This window comes from Planktothrix sp. PLAVEN19ND (assembly GCF_057220675.1).
Genome location: NZ_CM170132.1, coordinates 4047641 through 4065102, shown reverse-complemented (window position 1 = coordinate 4065102; position 17462 = coordinate 4047641). Strand labels below are relative to the sequence as shown.

The 17462-nt window shown below is 40.2% G+C and carries 17 protein-coding genes; 7 read left to right on the top strand and 10 right to left on the bottom strand.

What is annotated here, in order from left to right:
• Positions 1-94: 94 nt before the first annotated feature.
• Together AC2D3N_RS17395 and AC2D3N_RS17390 are read right to left on the bottom strand one after the other, a co-directional pair.
• The gene (locus AC2D3N_RS17395; RefSeq protein ID WP_484691621.1) at positions 95-1345 is read right to left on the bottom strand and encodes a glycosyltransferase family protein; all 1251 of its coding nucleotides are present in this window, start codon (positions 1343-1345) and stop codon (positions 95-97) included.
• A 43-nt stretch (positions 1346-1388) separates the two neighbouring features.
• Entirely contained in the window at positions 1389-2174 is a 786-nt protein-coding gene (locus AC2D3N_RS17390; RefSeq protein WP_079678368.1) for a TIGR01548 family HAD-type hydrolase, read from the bottom strand.
• 173 nt (positions 2175-2347) lie between these two features.
• Between AC2D3N_RS17390 and AC2D3N_RS17385 the strand changes: the two genes are divergently transcribed.
• Both AC2D3N_RS17385 and AC2D3N_RS17380 read left to right on the top strand, forming a co-directional pair.
• Entirely contained in the window at positions 2348-2647 is a 300-nt protein-coding gene (locus tag AC2D3N_RS17385; protein WP_079678369.1) for a 30S ribosomal protein PSRP-3, read from the top strand.
• Positions 2648-2912: 265 nt separating this feature from the next.
• Entirely contained in the window at positions 2913-3608 is a 696-nt protein-coding gene (locus AC2D3N_RS17380; RefSeq protein WP_079678370.1) for a Mo-dependent nitrogenase C-terminal domain-containing protein, read from the top strand.
• Positions 3609-3696: 88 nt separating this feature from the next.
• Here the strand turns inward: AC2D3N_RS17380 and AC2D3N_RS17375 are convergent, their stop codons facing one another.
• Positions 3697-4305: a cytochrome b/b6 domain-containing protein gene (locus AC2D3N_RS17375; RefSeq protein ID WP_079678371.1), complete on the bottom strand. Its 609-nt coding sequence runs from the start codon at positions 4303-4305 to the stop codon at positions 3697-3699.
• A 240-nt stretch (positions 4306-4545) separates the two neighbouring features.
• Here AC2D3N_RS17375 and AC2D3N_RS17370 point away from each other — a divergent pair, with 240 nt between their 5' ends.
• Positions 4546-5730 carry an NAD(P)/FAD-dependent oxidoreductase gene (locus AC2D3N_RS17370; RefSeq protein WP_079678372.1) on the top strand — a complete coding sequence of 395 codons (1185 nt, stop codon included), beginning with the start codon at positions 4546-4548 and terminating at the stop codon, positions 5728-5730.
• 356 nt (positions 5731-6086) lie between these two features.
• Complete coding sequence (locus tag AC2D3N_RS17365; protein WP_079678373.1) at positions 6087-7994, top strand: GGDEF domain-containing response regulator; 1908 nt, start codon at positions 6087-6089, stop codon at positions 7992-7994.
• A 33-nt stretch (positions 7995-8027) separates the two neighbouring features.
• Here the strand turns inward: AC2D3N_RS17365 and hisA are convergent, their stop codons facing one another.
• Positions 8028-8801 (bottom strand): 1-(5-phosphoribosyl)-5-[(5-phosphoribosylamino)methylideneamino]imidazole-4-carboxamide isomerase, encoded by a 774-nt coding sequence (gene hisA, locus AC2D3N_RS17360; RefSeq protein WP_079678374.1) that lies wholly within the window; start codon positions 8799-8801, stop codon positions 8028-8030.
• Between the two features lie 142 nt (positions 8802-8943).
• Here hisA and AC2D3N_RS17355 point away from each other — a divergent pair, with 142 nt between their 5' ends.
• Entirely contained in the window at positions 8944-9501 is a 558-nt protein-coding gene (locus AC2D3N_RS17355) for a Uma2 family endonuclease (protein WP_484691620.1), read from the top strand.
• 3 nt (positions 9502-9504) lie between these two features.
• Here the strand turns inward: AC2D3N_RS17355 and AC2D3N_RS17350 are convergent, their stop codons facing one another.
• Positions 9505-10125: a Uma2 family endonuclease gene (locus tag AC2D3N_RS17350; RefSeq protein ID WP_484691619.1), complete on the bottom strand. Its 621-nt coding sequence runs from the start codon at positions 10123-10125 to the stop codon at positions 9505-9507.
• A 251-nt stretch (positions 10126-10376) separates the two neighbouring features.
• Entirely contained in the window at positions 10377-11219 is an 843-nt protein-coding gene (locus AC2D3N_RS17345) for a helix-turn-helix transcriptional regulator (protein ID WP_079678377.1), read from the bottom strand.
• Between the two features lie 91 nt (positions 11220-11310).
• Here AC2D3N_RS17345 and cas7d point away from each other — a divergent pair, with 91 nt between their 5' ends.
• Positions 11311-12012, top strand: coding sequence for a type I-D CRISPR-associated protein Cas7/Csc2 (cas7d, locus tag AC2D3N_RS17340; RefSeq protein WP_484691618.1), 702 nt, complete (start codon positions 11311-11313; stop codon positions 12010-12012).
• A 121-nt stretch (positions 12013-12133) separates the two neighbouring features.
• On the opposite strand, the gene hemH is transcribed toward cas7d, so the two are convergent.
• The gene (gene hemH, locus AC2D3N_RS17335) at positions 12134-13297 is read right to left on the bottom strand and encodes a ferrochelatase (RefSeq protein WP_079678379.1); all 1164 of its coding nucleotides are present in this window, start codon (positions 13295-13297) and stop codon (positions 12134-12136) included.
• A gap of 500 nt (positions 13298-13797) precedes the next feature.
• On the opposite strand from hemH, the gene AC2D3N_RS17330 reads away from it, so the two are divergent.
• Positions 13798-14424: a class I SAM-dependent methyltransferase gene (locus AC2D3N_RS17330; RefSeq protein WP_484691617.1), complete on the top strand. Its 627-nt coding sequence runs from the start codon at positions 13798-13800 to the stop codon at positions 14422-14424.
• A gap of 217 nt (positions 14425-14641) precedes the next feature.
• Here the strand turns inward: AC2D3N_RS17330 and AC2D3N_RS17325 are convergent, their stop codons facing one another.
• From AC2D3N_RS17325 to AC2D3N_RS17315, 3 genes are all read right to left on the bottom strand, one after another.
• Complete coding sequence (locus AC2D3N_RS17325; protein ID WP_079678381.1) at positions 14642-14926, bottom strand: GIY-YIG nuclease family protein; 285 nt, start codon at positions 14924-14926, stop codon at positions 14642-14644.
• Between the two features lie 345 nt (positions 14927-15271).
• A complete protein-coding gene (locus AC2D3N_RS17320; protein WP_484691616.1) occupies positions 15272-16486 on the bottom strand; it encodes an acetate kinase in 1215 nt (404 codons plus the stop codon).
• Between the two features lie 73 nt (positions 16487-16559).
• The gene (locus tag AC2D3N_RS17315; RefSeq protein WP_079678382.1) at positions 16560-17198 is read right to left on the bottom strand and encodes a histidine phosphatase family protein; all 639 of its coding nucleotides are present in this window, start codon (positions 17196-17198) and stop codon (positions 16560-16562) included.
• Between the last annotated feature and the right edge of the window lie 264 nt (positions 17199-17462).

Genomic DNA, 17462 nt, shown 5'->3' with positions numbered 1-17462 from the left:
AAGTAGGTAGGTTGAATACGGTGTTAATGTTTATTTTACGCAAAGCCAGGTTATTGAATGATTTGTAAAGATCTGGGTAAAATAAAACATCGTTCTAGGTTGTGATTTTTAAGCATTCCTTAATCACAATATTTGCTAATTTTTGGGCTGCTCCGGGGTTTCCTCTAACTTGTTGTAAACGCTGACGCATGGCTTCCAATTGTTCGGGATGGTCTAAATAATTTAAGACTAAATTTCCGATATCTTCCGGTTGAAGTTCTCCCACTAATTCGGGAACAATTTCCTGTTTCGCCCAAATATTTGGCCAGGCAAAAAGTTTACCCTGTTTTAAGACTAATCTATTAATAAGTTTAGCAAAAAGAGTACCCAAGCCCGGTAAATTGGCTAACATTCCCGGTATACCATCCCAAGACCGCATGGCATCTAATTGTTGAGTTGGTAATAACACAATCATCGGTATAGCTAACGCCCCTAATTGAGCGGTATTTGCTCCGACTGTCGTTAAACAAATCTGACATTTTGAGAGTAAATCATAAGCAGGGAATTGGGTATAAAGTTCGATTTTAACCCCATTTTGAGTTTCTAAATAAGCCGGATTTCCTAAGTGTAGTTTTCCTGAAATGCCTCCAAATTGTGCTATGATAGGATTAGATTTCGGATCGGCAAATTTGGCTAAGGTTTGTAAATCTAAGGTAGGAGCAACGGGAATAACGAATCTAAGTTGAAGACGTTTTTGATGTAAATATTCAGATATTGCTAAGGTTAATGCCATTCCTTGGGCTAATTTCATAGCTTTGGAACCGGGTAATAATCCAATCATAATATCATCGGAAACCATAGCAGAGGAACTCGATACCGTTACATCCGCCATTAAATCTCCGATCACTTCTAACTTAGCTTGATAGGGTTGGGGAATATTATCTAAAATATTCGGTTTCATCACCCCAAACCGATCAATATAACGCCACCAGCGCGCCTCCCATTCCGCATAAATAACGCTGCGATATCCCAATCTTTTACTAATTATTAAAGTAAAAAATTGATCTCCTCCTAAAAATAAAACCACACCTTGTTTGTACCATTCCCACTGTTCGGCGGTTTTTCCAAATAACAAAAATTGCCAAAAATATTCTGCTCCTTGAACTCGATCAATTTCCGGGTAAGCACGAGCAATATTAACTTCGTTTCCGGTAGCATTGGGACAAGGAGATAATATTAGGGAAATTCTTACCTGAAACGGTTGATTTTGTAGCTGTTGGCGTAATGCTTTAACAACGGGAAGCACCCAAGTTGTGATTTCACCGGGGCCATTAGAAAGGATGAGAATATCAATGGCGTTTTCCATATTAAATAATTAAATAAGATTGCGCTTAAGCGCAACAACGGGATTATTTATAAGGTATTAATTCCTTAATTCTTGTTGGAGTTAGGGCTTCTAAATCACTTAATACGATCGTTGCTCCGGCGGTTTCTAGGTTATTTTGATAGGCTTGACGACGTTCTGGAGCAGCCTGTTGAATATGGGGCGGAAGCACTCCCACACCGATCCAAAGGCGATCGGGTTGGAGTTGTTTGGCTTTTGTTATTGTGTGTAAATCGGCTACCGTATCCCCAACATAAAATACTGGAGTTTGTCGATTTTCTGCGGTTTCCAATTCGGCGATCGCTTCAAAAAGTCCCGTCGGGTCAGGTTTTCCAGGGACATCTTCCATCGCCCTTAATACGGGAACACCTAAATTGAGTTTACCCTGCAAAACATAGAGGGCTTCATCCCGCATTGCTCCGCTAAAAAACCCCCAGGAAATATTATTTTCCGTCAAGTCTTGAAAGTATTTAGGGGTGCACAGTAGGGGCTCAGAGGTAATATAACCTGTCCATTCATCGGGATTTGGGCCACGATAGCGGGACTGGAAAAAATCAATCAACTGTTGATAGGGGAGGGAAATCTGGGATCGGGTTTGTCCCTGGGCTTCCCAGTAACGATAGACTAACTCTTGGGAGGCTTCCCAATCATTATTCCAAATGCCTTCGGATTTGAGATCATCAATATCGGTGAGACTGGGACGGTAGGAACCGGTAAACTGTTCTACGGTATCTGCGATCGCCCGTCGATAGGAACCCCCGACATCCCGAATGACGCCATCAATATCAAAAACAACAATAGCCGTTTTCATCCTGTTGACCTGGAACTTATGCCATGCTCCAGGCTACACCCCAAAGCTACACCGACGCAAATCTTGATAAAAAGTCATTCCGTTAACAGGTTATGGAAGATTCGGGGAAAGATCTGATACCATAGAGGATTGTAATATTTTTTTTGAGCCTGGGATAGACAGCGGAGGTGTAATTGTCAAGGTTTGTATTAAAAGTTCTGTGGCTAGATGAGAATGTAGCCCTGGCGGTGGATCAAGTGGTGGGTAAGGGGACAAGTCCTTTAACCTCCTACTTTTTCTGGCCCCGCAACGATGCTTGGGAACAACTGAAAACGGAAATGGAGTCCAAACATTGGATTTCTGAACCGGATCAAGTTGAATTGCTGAATAAAGCAACCGAAGTGATCAATTATTGGCAAGAAGAAGGCAGAAATCGCCCCATAAGCGAAGCTCAATCCAAATTTCCTGAAGTTATCTTCACAGGTAGTAGCTGATCCCTTCACCTTGAGAAATTGTTTGATTGTGTGAAATTTCCAACGCCGTTGCATTCGCTATGGCGTTGGTTTTGCTTGGGGGGAGTTGTTAAATAACTTCCGGTTGAGGTTAGGATAAGAGTAAGCAGAAAAGCTTAGTCTTTTTGTTTGGCCGACAGCCCCAATACAAAACAAAATAGCTGAGTATGTTAAGAATGAATGTATCAGGTCGGACAGGTTTTCGACCAATCTACATTCAAGTGGAGATTTTGCCAAAAGGAAAATTATGACTACCACATCCCGAATTCCATACACTACAGAACAAAGTCTGGCGTGGATGCGTGGACTTTTAACCCTGGCTTGGGCGGATGGCAATTTTGATGAGGAAGAACATCAGTTAATTGATGCGTTAACCCATGATGAATTAGTTGCTGTGACTGATGTTGATAGTTTAGAGCCCATTTCACCCGAGGAGTTGGGGGCTGTTTTAGGAACTAATCCTAAACTGGCAGAAAACTTCCTAAGAACGGCTGTAATGGTGGCCTTAGCCGATGGAATTTACTCCATTTGTGAGGATGATTTATTACATCAATTTTGTCAAGCATTAAACCTCAAAATTGAGGCCTTAGATACATTGCGAAAAACCTTACAAGATTTGTCTCAAATTCAATCGGGGGAGTCACCCCAGGTCTGTATTGATCGCAACTCCCATGACGATCATTCTCTCGATGTTCTCTCCCCGGTTAAACATTGGTTAGATGAGTTGGAAATTCATGATTCTAAAGTTGCTCATGCTGTCTGTAAATTGATTCCCCCTCAGTGCCCTTTTGAACGAGATTTGATCATATTTGGACGCAAAATTGTTCATATTCCCCCGATGTGTAAACTGAATCCTTTATACGAACAATTTACCGGATTACGTTTCCGTGCACTGTGTTATTTGGCTGATGAATGTCACGAAGATATATCTAAATATTGTTAGGAAACGGGATCACGGATTTAAAAGGATGACGCAGATTAACACAGATGAAAATCCGTGAAATCCGTGAAATCCTCTTAAATCCGTGATCCTATTTATTGAAAACCCGATAAAACCAATTTCTAACATTCCCAAACCAGAGTTTAGGATGATCCTGGGGTTGATAATGGGTATTAAACATAGAAATAATTAGGGGCACACCTCCGACTTTAATTGCCATTAAAATATGAATCATAATTGAAAATAAAATCATCACCCAAGCTATCAAATGCACAAAATACCATAGGTGATTAAATTCTCCATTCGGAAGCCAATCTTCTTGTTGAAACTTTCCTGAAATCACTGATAATGCTACCGCAATTAAAGCTAAAGTATTACTGATTCTAAGTAGGGTATACCACCAAGCAGGTTTATTGATTTTAGTTAATGTTTGCAGAGTATTTCCTTGAATTAACTTTTTTCTTTGGGCTATTAAACTATAAACTACAAAAACAAAATAAACAAACAACAAGAAAAATCCAAAGGTTCCATGAATATCAATTAACCTGCGCTTTTCTTCGGTTAATCCTAAGCCACCAAAACGCCGATCGTAACTATCATAAACCAAAAATCCAGTCAAGAAAGCACCCAGAACCAAAAAAGCATTTAAAGCATGGGAAACTCTCAGAAATAAAGGTTGATAGGGTTGTGTTTTAGACATTGTAAAACTCTTATTTAGGTTTATTGTTAAGAAATTATGAATCAATTATGAATCATAACTCTTACCATTTGAGTGTTAAAACTGATTTTATTATAAACAGTTTTACTTTAAAATTTCAAATATAAAATAATTAATCTGATTCAACCCTATAGGAATTTTAAATAAATTGTATAGAATCAGCATTGATTGTATACTAGATTGGGAGTCTACTAAAAATTTTACAGCTATCAAGAAAATTCCATGAACACTTATGATTGGATTGTAGTTGGGGCTGGAATTACAGGTTCTGCACTCAGTTATGAATTAGCTAAAAAAGGATTTAAGGTACTTTTATTAGATCCAAATCCTATGTTAAACAATGCAACTCGCTATAGCTACGGCGGTTTAGCCTATTGGTCAGGAACAACGGAACTCACCCGAACCTTATGCGAGGAAGGCAAAAAATATCACCAAACTTTATCCCAAGAATTAGGGGTAAATACGGAGTTAAGAGAATTAGACTTAATCTTACCCTATAATCGCGCTATTGATCCAGCAATTCTGGCTCAAAACTATCGCAATTTTGCCACACCCCCTGAGTTAATCACCATTCAAGAAGCCTGTGAATTAGAACCCCTATTAAATCCTAATGGTATCGGTGGTGCCTTTACCGTTCGTCATGGTCAAATTTCCCCAGAACATCTGAATACTGGATATCTTCAAACCTTTAAAAAGTTAGGGGGAACCCAAATTATCGATCAAGTTTTAAAGATTAATCCCCTTAAAAATCAAGCCGTTAATATCATCACAAGTTTAGGAAAATATCAAGCTGAAAATGTGGCAATTTGTGCGGGGGGATTCACCCGTCAGCTATTCAAAAATGTCGGGATTTCTGTTCCGATTTATTTCACCCATACCGAAATTTTAGAAACCCCACCCGTGGATTTAAAATTACAAACCATTGTCATGTCTGCGACCATGGAACGTTTCCAACTCGAAGCCAAAGCCACCCAACCCGAATTAGAACCTTTATGGGAACAACCCGGTCATGAATTAACCCCATTTATGGTCGATAAAAGTGCCGCCGGGTTACTCGATGGTCGGATCAGAATCGGTCAACCTTCTCGGGCTTTAAGCGATGTTAATGCGACGGTAAACCTCGCTGAAAGTGAAGCCTTAATTCGTCAGGAAATCGCTACAATTTTACCCGCCTTAGCTAATTTACCCGCAATTTGCTATCATTGTTTAGTAGCCTTTAGTTCCGATAGTCTACCCTTAATTGGTACGGTGGCAAATTTTGATCGAATCTTTATGTTTTCAGGGTTTAGTAATCCATTGGTGTTTATTCCCCCGTTAGCTAAACGATTCGCAAACTTGATCACAGGACAACCCGATTCCATCATCACACAATTGTCCCCCGGGCGTTTGATCTCAAACACCCGCTAACGGCTAAAAGTGTGATTCTATGGTGGAGAATTTTTGACAATTCTTGCTTTTATTCTTAGGGTGTGTTAACTAATTAATTAAGATCTGTAAACATGAGTCAACTATCGGATCATTAAAAAACTCGTAATTGCCTTTGATATTGATCCTGTGCATCTATCTGACGGTTTTCTATAGCTACCCCCCCCCTTAAGTCTCACAAGTGACATCGCAACAAAAAGCTTAGAAATCCTTGAGGATCGAAAATTTCATCCTCCACTTTTCATATCAGTGCTGAATTAAAACCTCGTTGAAACTTATATCTTTTTCCAGCAAAATTCCGGCTGAGTTGAAGCATATCCCATAGGAGTATAGTTGTTATGAATACCTCTGTAAAACCCAGGAACAGAATTTTAATTATTGATGATAATTCAATCAATCTTGATTTATTGTCTGAGCTTCTTGATTATGCCGGTTTTGAAGTTTGGACAGCTTTAAATGGACAAACCGGGCTGGAAATAATCAGTCAAAAAATCCCAGATTTGATCCTATTAGATATTATGATCTCGGATTGGGATGGATTTGAGATTTGCGCTTATTTGAAGGCTGATCCAACCTACGCAGAAATCCCGATTATTTTTATCACCGCCTTAAGTGAATCCAAAGAGAAAGTCAAAGGATTAAAATTAGGAGCCGTGGATTATATTACCAAACCCTTTGCTCAAAGTGAAATTATAGCCCGAATTAATCTGCACTTAAAACTTCATACTTTAAATACCCAATTAAAGCATGAAATTCATCAAAAAAAGCAAGTAGAACAAGCGTTATGTCAACTAAATCTGGAACTAGAACAACGTGTAGAAGAACGTACCACTCAACTGCAAAAAACCTTACAGGAATTACAACAAGCCCAGAAAAAACTATTAGATAGAGAACAACAATTACACTACAAAGCCTATCATGATCTCCTTACAGGACTCCCGAATCGGGCTTGGTGTCTTAATCAGCTTCAAACCTTAATTGAACAAACTAAAACTGACTCAAGTTATCGCTATGGGGTCTTATTTTTAGACTTAGATCGCTTCAATGTTGTTAATGATAGTTTGGGTCACTTATTAGGGGATAAACTGTTACAACAGGTAGCTCAAAGGTTAGAATCCCGCTTAACCCCCAACCTGAAAGTTGCCCGTTTAGGTGGCGATGAATTTGTAATTATTGTGGAAAATTTTACCGATAATCAAGAAGTAATAACCATTGCTCAAAATATTTTAGAGGTGTTGAATCCTGTTTTTAAATTGAATCAATACGAAGTCTATATCGGGGGAAGTATCGGAATTACATTTAGCCATTTTGGATATGATTACCCCGAAGATATTTTGCGAGATGCAGATTTAGCGATGTATTCCGCCAAAGCTAATGGCAAAGGCCGTTATCAACTATTAACCAGTGAACTGCAACAAAAAGCCATCTATTGTTTACAGTTAGAAAATGACCTCAGACGGGCGATTCAAAATCAAGAATTTTCTCTCTACTATCAACCGATTCTTTCCCTTCCCACCTCGGGAAAATTAGGGTTTGAAGCCCTAATTCGTTGGCATCATCCCCAAAAAGGAATGATTCCCCCAGATCAATTTATTCCTGTTGCCGAAGAAACGGGATTAATTATTGAGTTAGGATTATGGGTGATCAAAACAGCCTTAAATCAAATTAAAATTTGGCAAGAACAATTCCCTGGTTTTTCAGAAATTGCAATTAATGTTAATGTTTCACCTCAACAATTGATGATCCCTTGTTTCTCTGAACAAGTCCAAAAACTATTATTAGACTTTAAGATTAAAAGTGATCAAATCAAATTTGAGATTACAGAAAGCTCATTGCTGAAAACAGGATCTCATTATATAGAAGTCCTGAGACAGTTAAAAAAATTGGGGATTCAATTTTGTATTGATGATTTTGGCATGGGATATTCTTCTCTAAATCGTCTCCATGAGTTTCCGATTGATACCTTAAAAATTGATCGCTCTTTTATCAATCGTATTGGTTCAAATCAAAAAGAAATTGAGTTAATTAGAACAATTATTACCTTAGCTCATGGATTGGGAATGGATGTGGTAGCTGAAGGGATTGAAACCAAATCTCAACTGAATCAACTCTCCCTATTAGGCTGTGAATGGGGGCAAGGATTTCTATTCTCAAAACCTTTAAATACCATCGATGCCACTCAATATATTGCAGAGTTTTTCCCGTTTCAATGGCAACAAGAACGGGTTAAAGCCTGGCCAGTCTAAACCCGTTCTGTAGAAATATTTCAACCCTAAATTTTAAGCAAAAGTCGAGTTACCGAAATCTGGGGGAACATCTTGCCATCGTCCTTGACCGACGGCTTGAATTGCCTCCTTTAAATTAATATCTCCGGTATAGATCGCCCGTCCGACAATTACGTCCGTGACCCCTAACGGTTCCAGGGATAATAAACTTAATAAATCCGTAATCGAACTGACTCCCCCAGAAGCAATCACGGGAATTGCAACAATATTGGCAATTTCTCGTAACGCCTCCAGATTCGGCCCCGTTAGGGTTCCGTCCCGGTGAATATCCGTATAAATAATAGCAGCCACCCCTAATTGTGCCATTTGTTCGGCTAAATCCGTCGCTAAAACTTCCGAGGTTTCTAGCCATCCCTTCGTGGCAACTTTGCCATTTCTCGCATCAATTCCCACCGCAATATGACCCGGAAATTCTGCACATAATTCCGCGATTAATTTTGGATTTTCAACGGCAACAGTTCCTAAAATTGCCCGTTCCACGCCTAAATTTAAGAGGGTAGCGACGTTATCTCGATTGCGTAATCCTCCCCCGACTTGCACCGGAATTTTAATGGTATTAGCGATCGCTTCAATCACATGATAATTGGTGGGTTGTCCGGTTTTTGCCCCATCTAAATCCACTAAATGTAGACGGGTTGCTCCTTGTTCTACCCAGTCTTGAGCAACCGCAATCGGATCTTCATTAAAAGTTTGAGCTTGGTTATAATCTCCTTGATATAACCGTACACAGCGTCCGTCTAATAAATCAATGGCTGGAATAATATTCATCGGATAGCTTTATGATTGACAGTATCCAGTTTCCCACAGGTTAAAACATAAGGCTACACCAACAAAAGCCATTTGAAGTAGAATAATGAGTTAATTGAAGCGATCGCCAATTGAAGATAACTACTCACCTGCAAGGAAAACTATGATTCAAACAACCATTAAAAATCAACTAACTTTTGAAGAATATCTAATCTATGACGACGACACAGATAACTGCTATGAATTGGAAGATGGAGAATTAATTCTGATGAACCCACCCACATTTCGTCATGCGTTTATCGTTAGCTTTTTAACCGATGTGTTGACCACACAAATTAAACAGCTTAGTTTACCTTGGAAAACATTATCAGGGATTGGAGTTAGAACTTCTGTTAATCGTTCCAGAATTCCTGATCTTTGTGTGATTAACCGAGAGAAAATCTCCAATTTTGATCAATCTGCGGTGATCGAATCCGCTATCATAGCCGTAGAAATTGTAAGTCCTGAATCTCGAACCCGAGATTATCGGTTTAAGCGTTCGGAGTATGGTGTGGTCGGTATTTCTGAATATTGGATTGTTGATCCCACCGAGCAAAAAATAACTATTTTAACCTTAGTGGAGGGATTCTATGAACAGATAGAATTTAGAGGAAATGAAAGAATTGTCTCTCAGATATTCCCAGAATTAGTGTTAACGGTGGAACAAGTATTGGAAGCTTGATCTTCATTGTCTTGCCCAATTTCTGATCGCCCGCCGTACTGCCAGCTTCCCATCAAGACGATATTGCTCAATTATAGTTGGAATTTCTTGCACCCGCAGTATCGGAAATACCGAACTTGTTTCTACTTCTCTATAGGTTTCCTGTTGGAGTTGGTAAATTTTTAATTCGCCGGAATCATAACACCAAATTTCCGGTATTCCCAAGCGAGCATAAATCGGAAATCGATTTAAAGATTTATGGGTCATATCAATTTCTAAGGCTAAGTCTGGAGGGGGATCTTGATTCAAATTAAGCTCTAATCTGCCCCGAATTTTAGCTTCATTCTGAAAATAAAAGCAGTTGTCAGGTTCTATTCCGGCTAACCGTGCTTCCCGTTTCCAAGTTGTTGAACCATAACTTTCATAATTGATGTTTAGTTCTTCGGCAATATCTTGAATAGAAATTCCGATTGCTTCTTTATAATATTCGTGTTCGGGTAAGGGGGTCATAATTTCAAAAGTTCCGTTATCATAGGCAATTCTAGTGGCGCGAGTTTGTCCTAAATCAATCAGGAGATTTTCAAATTGCTGCCAACTAATATTGTATAAAACAACGCGATCTGCATGATGTTCAGTGAGTTGCATAGGTTTTTTTAAGCAAGTTATGAAAACTATAATTGTAGTATAACCCCGTAGTAAGCCCTTCAGGGCTTTCTTCCATTCCCAAAATTATTGTTAACACTAGAATATCCCTATTTCCGAACAAAAAAAATCCGAAAAATTCTGGCACTGGGATATTCTTCTATCCCCGTATCAGTGGAAGACCCCATTTCCACACCGGAACTAATATAAAAGTACGACGGGTGAAAGGAATCTCGCTTCTACCCGTCTGATTGCTAATCGTATTGTTGACAGATGGCCTGCGCTTCTTGCTTGAGGCGATCGCGCACACTTTCGGGGGCAACAATTTCACACAGGGAGCGATAGGCCAAAATCTCGCGGATCAGCCAAAAGGTGTTCGACACCTGACGCACCACAATCAGGATATCACCCTCTCGTTTTTTGCTGAGGTCGTCCCGTTTGGATTCGTAGCTATTCGCCAGTTCCCCCTTGAAGTGCAAGTACACTTCGATAAAATCTAAATCGTCTCGCCATGTCCCCTCCCCGGGGAGGATATTCAGATCCGTAATCCGATCCAGACGCAAAGAACGGTTATGAGCTAATTCGGGTAAATCCCGGTTGCCCTCGGTTTCCTCGCTCCAAATCTCCAAATAGAGGCGTTTTTCCCTGGGCCAAATTTTGGCATAACGGACGGTATACATCCAATCTCGCTGTTGGGCATCTCGGTAGAGGAGGCGAAAGGGTTGGCGACGGGCAATTTGCTGATCGAGTAACACCCGCCAAGCCGGGAGGGAGTGACTGATCTGTTGGACAAAGGACTGACGCAGGGGGGAAGCCAGATTTCCCCGTTCCAGGAGCAGGGCCATTAATGCTTGGGCTTCGCTAATGTAACCGGAATCAATTAGAGCTTTCGTCCCTTGCTCCAAAGATTGTACTTGCACTGAACTGAGGGTAAAGCGATCGCCGACTTCCAATTCTGAACGGGCGATCGCCACTAACAAGCCCGATATACTAGGGCGATCGCCCCATAGAATCTGAAATTTAGCTGCGATCGCCTCTAATTGCTCCTTCGTTCCTGGGGGAATAGACAGTGTAATGGTTTCTTTTTTCCGAGCCATTTTAATTTTTGTACTTGCACATTGAATAAGCCTGTGCCATAATCGGTCTATTAACAACTATAAACGACCCGTCACCATTCTAGGGGGAATCGTGAAAATTACCCTACTTCCTTTATATTCTCAGCAAAACACCGATGCCCAGGGCTGTCCCTTGGGATGCCGGGGTGAATGCAAAGTCGAACAGCAGGCCCCGAACTTTGGTAAAAATCCAGAGGTTCCCTGTCCTTTGTCCGTACACCAGGTGAAAACCTGCGCCCAAGTGCTTGATGGCCCCGCAGAGATTATTTTTAACACCTCAGCCACCGGAGATGGCAAGTCCCTGGCGGCTTACTTAGCAGGGCGTTTTCATTTTCCAAAATGCGATCGCTATCTTCAAAAAAAATCATCAAGTGAAGGGTTTATTTATGTGTTAGGAAACTTGTTAAGAACGCGGCGTTATGGCGCACAGGAATCGCGCACAGGAACCATGACTAATCATCTAGTGGGACTGGTGTTTTGTGATGGGGAAATTTTCAGCAATCTGCATTTTACCCAGGCAATTTATGATCAGTTAAAGCCAGATATTAATGCTCCGATTAGTGATATTTTGACCAAGGCGACGCAAGTGGCTGATACCTTACTTCAGGGGGAACCTGTGCGAAAAAGTCAAGTAATTTTGCGTCCTCCATTGGATGAGTTATTAACAGAAGTCAGTGCAATTTATCAGGATGAAACGCGCTTGCGGGAAACTTTGACGACTCTCTATCAACAGACGAAAAGTTATGCCGAAACCTATGGTGCTTTTAGGTTGTAAACTATTAATACGTTTCAATTAAAATAATCCCGCTTGCGGGACTGAAATTCTTAAACTAAGGCGGTTGTCAAAGATGAACTATCAACCGCCAACCCACAACAGCCAAACGCCCAAACCCCTTTTACAGCAACCCAATGAAATGTAAGGGGCCTTGTCCGGTAATAATTTCTAATAATATGCCGATCATTCCTAACATAGCTAACCGACCATTCCAAACTTCGGCGGTGGTGGTGAGTCCCCATTCCCAACGTTCTTGAGGATACATCTTGGTTTTTTTGCCCGGATGTGCCACATCGGAGAACTTAATATTAGGAGCATCTAAGGCTTCTATTACCATTTCTGCTAAATCATTAATAAATATGGGATGGGTATTTAATGCCGGAACTCGATGGAATTTTTCAATCCCAGCTTCTTCAGCCAGTTCTCGATATTCCATATCAATTTCTTCTAAAGTTTCGATATGTTCCGATACAAAACTAATGGGAACTACGACTAATTCCTTAACCCCTTCTTTGGCAAGTTCCAGAATAGCTTCCTCGGTATAAGGCTGTAACCATTCCACCGGGCCAACTCGACTTTGATAGGCGAGAACATGGGGGTTAGGACGGTTTAAAGTCTGCATAATGGCCGCCGTGCAGCCTTCTATTTCATCCCGATAAGGATCTCCAGCTTCCTCGACATAACTCACCGGAACACCATGGGCGCTAAAGAAAATGGGTACCTGTTCGGGTTGTTCACAATGTGCAATTTCCTGCCCAATTAATTCAGTCATGGCTTGTAAATAACCCGGACGACTATACCAAGAGGGAATCACTGTATAATCAATTTTTTGTAAACTGGGATCTTGTTGCCAAAGTTTTTCTAAAACTCGAAAACTAGAACCACTGGTACTAATTGAAAATTGTGGATATAAAGGTAAAATAACTAACTGTTCGATTTGATCCCGTTTGATTTTGGTGACCGCTTCTTCGGTAAAGGGGTTCCAATAGCGCATCCCCACATACACCCGGATATCGTGACCTTTTTCCTGTAAAGACCCTTGTAAGGCAATGGCTTGTTCTTCTGTAATTCGCCGCAGGGGAGAACCGCCCCCGATCGCCTTATAATTTTCTTGGGACTTCTGATAGCGCAGAGTCGAAATTATCCAAGCCAGAGGTTTTTGCATCCAAGCAAAGGGCAAACGGATAATTTCTGGGTCTGAAAATAGATTGTACAAAAAGGGGCGAACATCTTGCAGTTGCTCTGGCCCGCCCAGATTTAGCAGTAAGACTCCGACTCGTCCCATAGCGGATACTTCCTATCCTAAGATTTGTTAACTCTCTTAATAATATAGTGTCCTTGTGGGTTAGTCGATCTTTTCATTATCGAAAATTTTGGGTTTAAAACCCCGTCGTTCAACGACGGCTTTTTACTCGGTTTTGTGCTAGAGTAGTGTTGGTCTTAAAAAACCCGCCCAACTTTGCAGTCGATATACCATCTACAGAGATGTGAAACCGAGCCTGAAGGAGACTGGGGAAGCGGATGTAAGGCAATGGTAAGCCCAACCTTGAACGCATTAATCAACAAATTCAACAAAAAGTTTAACTTAGTGAACGAGGTTAAACTTAAGTCGCGGGAGGGCATTCCGAGACTTAAAACGGACGTGGAGACAGTGTAAGACTGCTTTTAAAGTAGCAACAGTCTGCGAAGCGTCAACCCCATTCAGCGACCATCCTAAAAAGGTGGCGTGGTGAGGAGTCCCCGTCCGTTTACGGCGGGGAGGATGTCAAAAAAATTGTTCTCAATATGGCAACTATCCTCAGAAGTCTAAGTTACCGCTATCAATGGCTCTATGATACCATTTCCCGACTGGCGGCATTGAGTGTGGGCGGTGAACGTCGGTTTCGGGAGTTAGCTTTAACGGGGTTGACCCTGACACCGGAAACCCAAATTCTGGACTTGTGCTGTGGAAGTGGGCAAGCAACGGGGGTGTTAGTTGAGTATTCCCGAGATGTCACTGGCTTAGATGCCTCTCCGTTGTCCCTCAAACGCGCCCGAAATAATGTTCCTCAAGCCCAATATGTTGAAGGGTTTGCGGAAAATATGCCCTTTACAGATCACAGCTTTGATCTCGTTCATACCAGCGCTGCGTTACATGAAATGAACCCGGAACAGTTGCAACAAATTCTCAATGAGGTTTACCGGGTACTTAAACCGGGGGGAATTTTTACCCTGGTTGATTTCCATTCCCCCACTAATCCAATATTTTGGCCGGGGGTAGCCATGTTTCTTTGGTTATTTGAAACCGAAACAGCTTGGCAATTGTTAAAAACAGATATGGTTCAATTACTATCACAAATTGGCTTTAATGTCAATTCTCCAAAACTTTATGCGGGGGGAAGTTTACAAGTTATTCATGGGGTTAAACCCTAATAGAAACCTGGTTTGTTGAACATAGATTTTATCTTGTTAGGAAAGATAAACCTTCATCTTTTTTTGAGAATATCATGCTTTGAGAATATCATGCTTTGAGAATATCATGCTTTGAGAATATCATGCTTTGAGAATATCATGCTTTGAGAATATCATGCTTTGAGAATATCATGCTTTGAGAATGTCATTCCCGCGAAGGCGGGAATCCAAAACAGGATCATAATTTTTCATACAGATCCTCCCAAGTTGGATTCATATTTTCAATCAGGGTAATTTTCCACTCTCTACGCCATTTCTTAAGTTGTTTTTCTCTAGCAATAGCAGTTTCTATACTTTCAGTTTGTTCATAATAAACTAGTCTATGGACTTTGTATTTCTTGGTAAAGCCTTCAATGAAGTCATTCTTATGTTCATAAATTCGCCGGATTAAATCGTTGGTTACACCTATATAAAGTGTACCGTTTCTTTTACTGGCAAGTATATAAATAAAGTAGTTTTTCATGGGTGTTTGTGGATTCCCGCCTTCGCGGGAATGACAGGATATTGGATAGTTGGGAATTGCAGGAGATTGGATAGTTGGGAATGACAGGAGATTGGATAATTGGGAATGATAGGAGATTGGATAGTTGGGAATTACAGGAGCTTGTTATCAAATATTATGTGATTTATTATGTCATTCCCGCGTAGGCGGGAATCCATCTGCATTTTGAGCGATCACGATAATTGGATTAGATTATCTCCTTATTTAATCAGCAATAAAAAATAGCAATTTTCAGGGAATTTAGGACATAAACCGATGCTCAAACCCATCGGTTAAAATCTTTTATTCCCTGTGGATTGTAGCCTACTATAAATTAAAAATATGCCAACATTCAGTAGCGATCGCCCAATCTTCTTCTGTATGAACTACTAATACTTTCACTTGTGAATCAGGGGTTGAAATCTCTTGATCTACCGGGTGAGAGGCATTTTTTTCTAAGTCTAATTTTAAGCCTAAAAACTCCCATCCTTGACAAACAACTTCTCGAACTTTTTCGGCGTGTTCTCCGACTCCGGCGGTAAAAACTAACGCATCTAAACCGCCTAAACTGGCTAACATTTGCCCAATTCCCATTTTTAAGTGATGAATATACATCTCAAAAGCAAGTTTTGCTTGAGCATTTCCTGCGTTGATTTCGGTTAAAATATATCTCAGATCTCCCGACTTCCCAATAATACCTTTTAACCCCGATTCTTTGTTTAAAATTTGATTAATTTGATCAATATCATATTGATATTTTCCCTGTAAATATAATACAATAGATGGATCAATTGAACCGCTTCGGGTTCCCATCATTAATCCTTCTAGGGGGGTAAATCCCATGGTGGTATTAATACTAATCCCATCTTGAATCGCGGCTAAGGAACATCCATTACCTAAATGACAGGTAATTAATTTTAAGAATTCTAAGGGTTTTCCCAGGATTTTTGCCGTTTGTTTAGCGCAATATTTATGGCTAGTTCCATGAAATCCATAACGTTTGATTCCCTCTTGAAAATATTGATAAGGAATGGGGTAAATCGTAGCATAATCGGGCATTTTTCGATGAAATGCCGTATCAAAAACCGCTACTTGGGGAACATTTCCTAATAGGGTTTCTACGACTTCAATTCCTTCTAAATGGGCGGGGTTATGACTGGGGGCGAGGGGAATTAAGGCTCGAATTGTTGACTTTACTTTTTGATCAATAAATGTTGCTTCTGAATACTCTGAACCTCCATGCACAACTCGATGACCAACTATTGTAATTTCGGAAAGATTATTTAAAACTTTTGTTTCTCCAGTAATTAGGGTATTAAACATTTGGGTGATCGCCTCTGGTTTAGATTTTAAATCTAAGGAATATTCTTGTTTCCCCCCTAGAGTTTTGACCGTCATTAAACCCAATTCTGTGGAAGCTGTCCAATCAATATTTGCTTCCCAAATCGGGTGTAACGGATAGTCGGGTAATGCTGATTCTTTAATTTCATACAGACAACTTTTTTGAGAACTTGAACCCGCATTTAATACTAAGATTTTCATAGGATAAGTTAAGTAAAATTTTGATTGTAATTTAACCTTTTTTGTCATTAGATTAATCCTTTAAATCCCTATTTTAAGTCCCAACAGAAGACCGTAAAGTTTTATCTAAATGACAACGATCCGCTAAAGTATGTAATAACGGCCCGCGATCAGATAATTCTACTACACTAACGGCTCCTGTCGGCATAGCAAGGCGATCGCGGAATCTGCCAATATCAATTCCCAATAATTCACATAACATAATTCTAATCGTGGCTTTATGAGATACAACTAGAATATTACCCGATGGATAACGTTCTTCAATTTCTTGAATGACCTGGGAAGAACGGCGAGCAATATCAATTCCTTTTTCTCCTCCCGTCGGTGCATTCCAACCCGGATCAGTTAACCAGCGAACATAATCATCATGGTAATTTTCATTAACGGTTTGGGGAAGTTTTCCTTCCCATTCTCCATAGGCAATTTCTTTTAAACCCTCTCGAAATTGCATTTCTAAACCCACCGCATCAGCTAAGGGCTTTGCTGTAGTAATCGTTCGTTTCATTGGACTGACAAAGGCTGCCGTCCAAGATAAATTATGATAAGATTGGGCAAATTGCTCCGCCATTTTTAAGCCATTTTCGGTTAATTCGGGATCTAAATTTCCACAATAACCGCCTTGTTGACTATAGGTGGTTTCTCCGTGTCGTAAAAAATACAATGTAATAGTCATAATTTTGATATGATTACTGGCTTAATATATCAGATGATCAAAGAATCCTTAACCTTTCCAGCTTAAATGTTAATCTTTTGTTAACATTTAAGCTGCGATCAAATCTTAAAAAAATAGTAAGAATAAAAATAGGCTCTCTCTAAACTCAAAAACCCGTGCTATCATTTAAAGCAATTTTGACCTAATGGTATCAATCAAACCGCAAATCGCCGTTTAACAATATCTTATGGTCTCAATTTTTAAACAACGAAAACCCTTTATAAC

Excerpts from the sequence above, each read along its gene's own strand:
- hemH (WP_079678379.1), bottom strand. The coding sequence starts at position 13,297 with ATGGGACGAGTCGGAGTCTTACTGCTAAATCTGGGCGGGCCAGAGCAA.
- AC2D3N_RS17320 (WP_484691616.1), bottom strand. The coding sequence starts at position 16,486 with ATGAAAATCTTAGTATTAAATGCGGGTTCAAGTTCTCAAAAAAGTTGT.
- AC2D3N_RS17330 (WP_484691617.1), top strand. The coding sequence starts at position 13,798 with ATGGCAACTATCCTCAGAAGTCTAAGTTACCGCTATCAATGGCTCTAT.
- AC2D3N_RS17380 (WP_079678370.1), top strand. The coding sequence starts at position 2,913 with ATGACTACCACATCCCGAATTCCATACACTACAGAACAAAGTCTGGCG.
- AC2D3N_RS17325 (WP_079678381.1), bottom strand. The coding sequence starts at position 14,926 with ATGAAAAACTACTTTATTTATATACTTGCCAGTAAAAGAAACGGTACA.
- AC2D3N_RS17375 (WP_079678371.1), bottom strand. The coding sequence starts at position 4,305 with ATGTCTAAAACACAACCCTATCAACCTTTATTTCTGAGAGTTTCCCAT.
- AC2D3N_RS17345 (WP_079678377.1), bottom strand. The coding sequence starts at position 11,219 with ATGGCTCGGAAAAAAGAAACCATTACACTGTCTATTCCCCCAGGAACG.
- AC2D3N_RS17315 (WP_079678382.1), bottom strand. The coding sequence starts at position 17,198 with ATGACTATTACATTGTATTTTTTACGACACGGAGAAACCACCTATAGT.
- AC2D3N_RS17370 (WP_079678372.1), top strand. The coding sequence starts at position 4,546 with ATGAACACTTATGATTGGATTGTAGTTGGGGCTGGAATTACAGGTTCT.
- AC2D3N_RS17390 (WP_079678368.1), bottom strand. The coding sequence starts at position 2,174 with ATGAAAACGGCTATTGTTGTTTTTGATATTGATGGCGTCATTCGGGAT.
- AC2D3N_RS17355 (WP_484691620.1), top strand. The coding sequence starts at position 8,944 with ATGATTCAAACAACCATTAAAAATCAACTAACTTTTGAAGAATATCTA.
- hisA (WP_079678374.1), bottom strand. The coding sequence starts at position 8,801 with ATGAATATTATTCCAGCCATTGATTTATTAGACGGACGCTGTGTACGG.
- AC2D3N_RS17350 (WP_484691619.1), bottom strand. The coding sequence starts at position 10,125 with ATGCAACTCACTGAACATCATGCAGATCGCGTTGTTTTATACAATATT.
- AC2D3N_RS17395 (WP_484691621.1), bottom strand. The coding sequence starts at position 1,345 with ATGGAAAACGCCATTGATATTCTCATCCTTTCTAATGGCCCCGGTGAA.
- AC2D3N_RS17365 (WP_079678373.1), top strand. The coding sequence starts at position 6,087 with ATGAATACCTCTGTAAAACCCAGGAACAGAATTTTAATTATTGATGAT.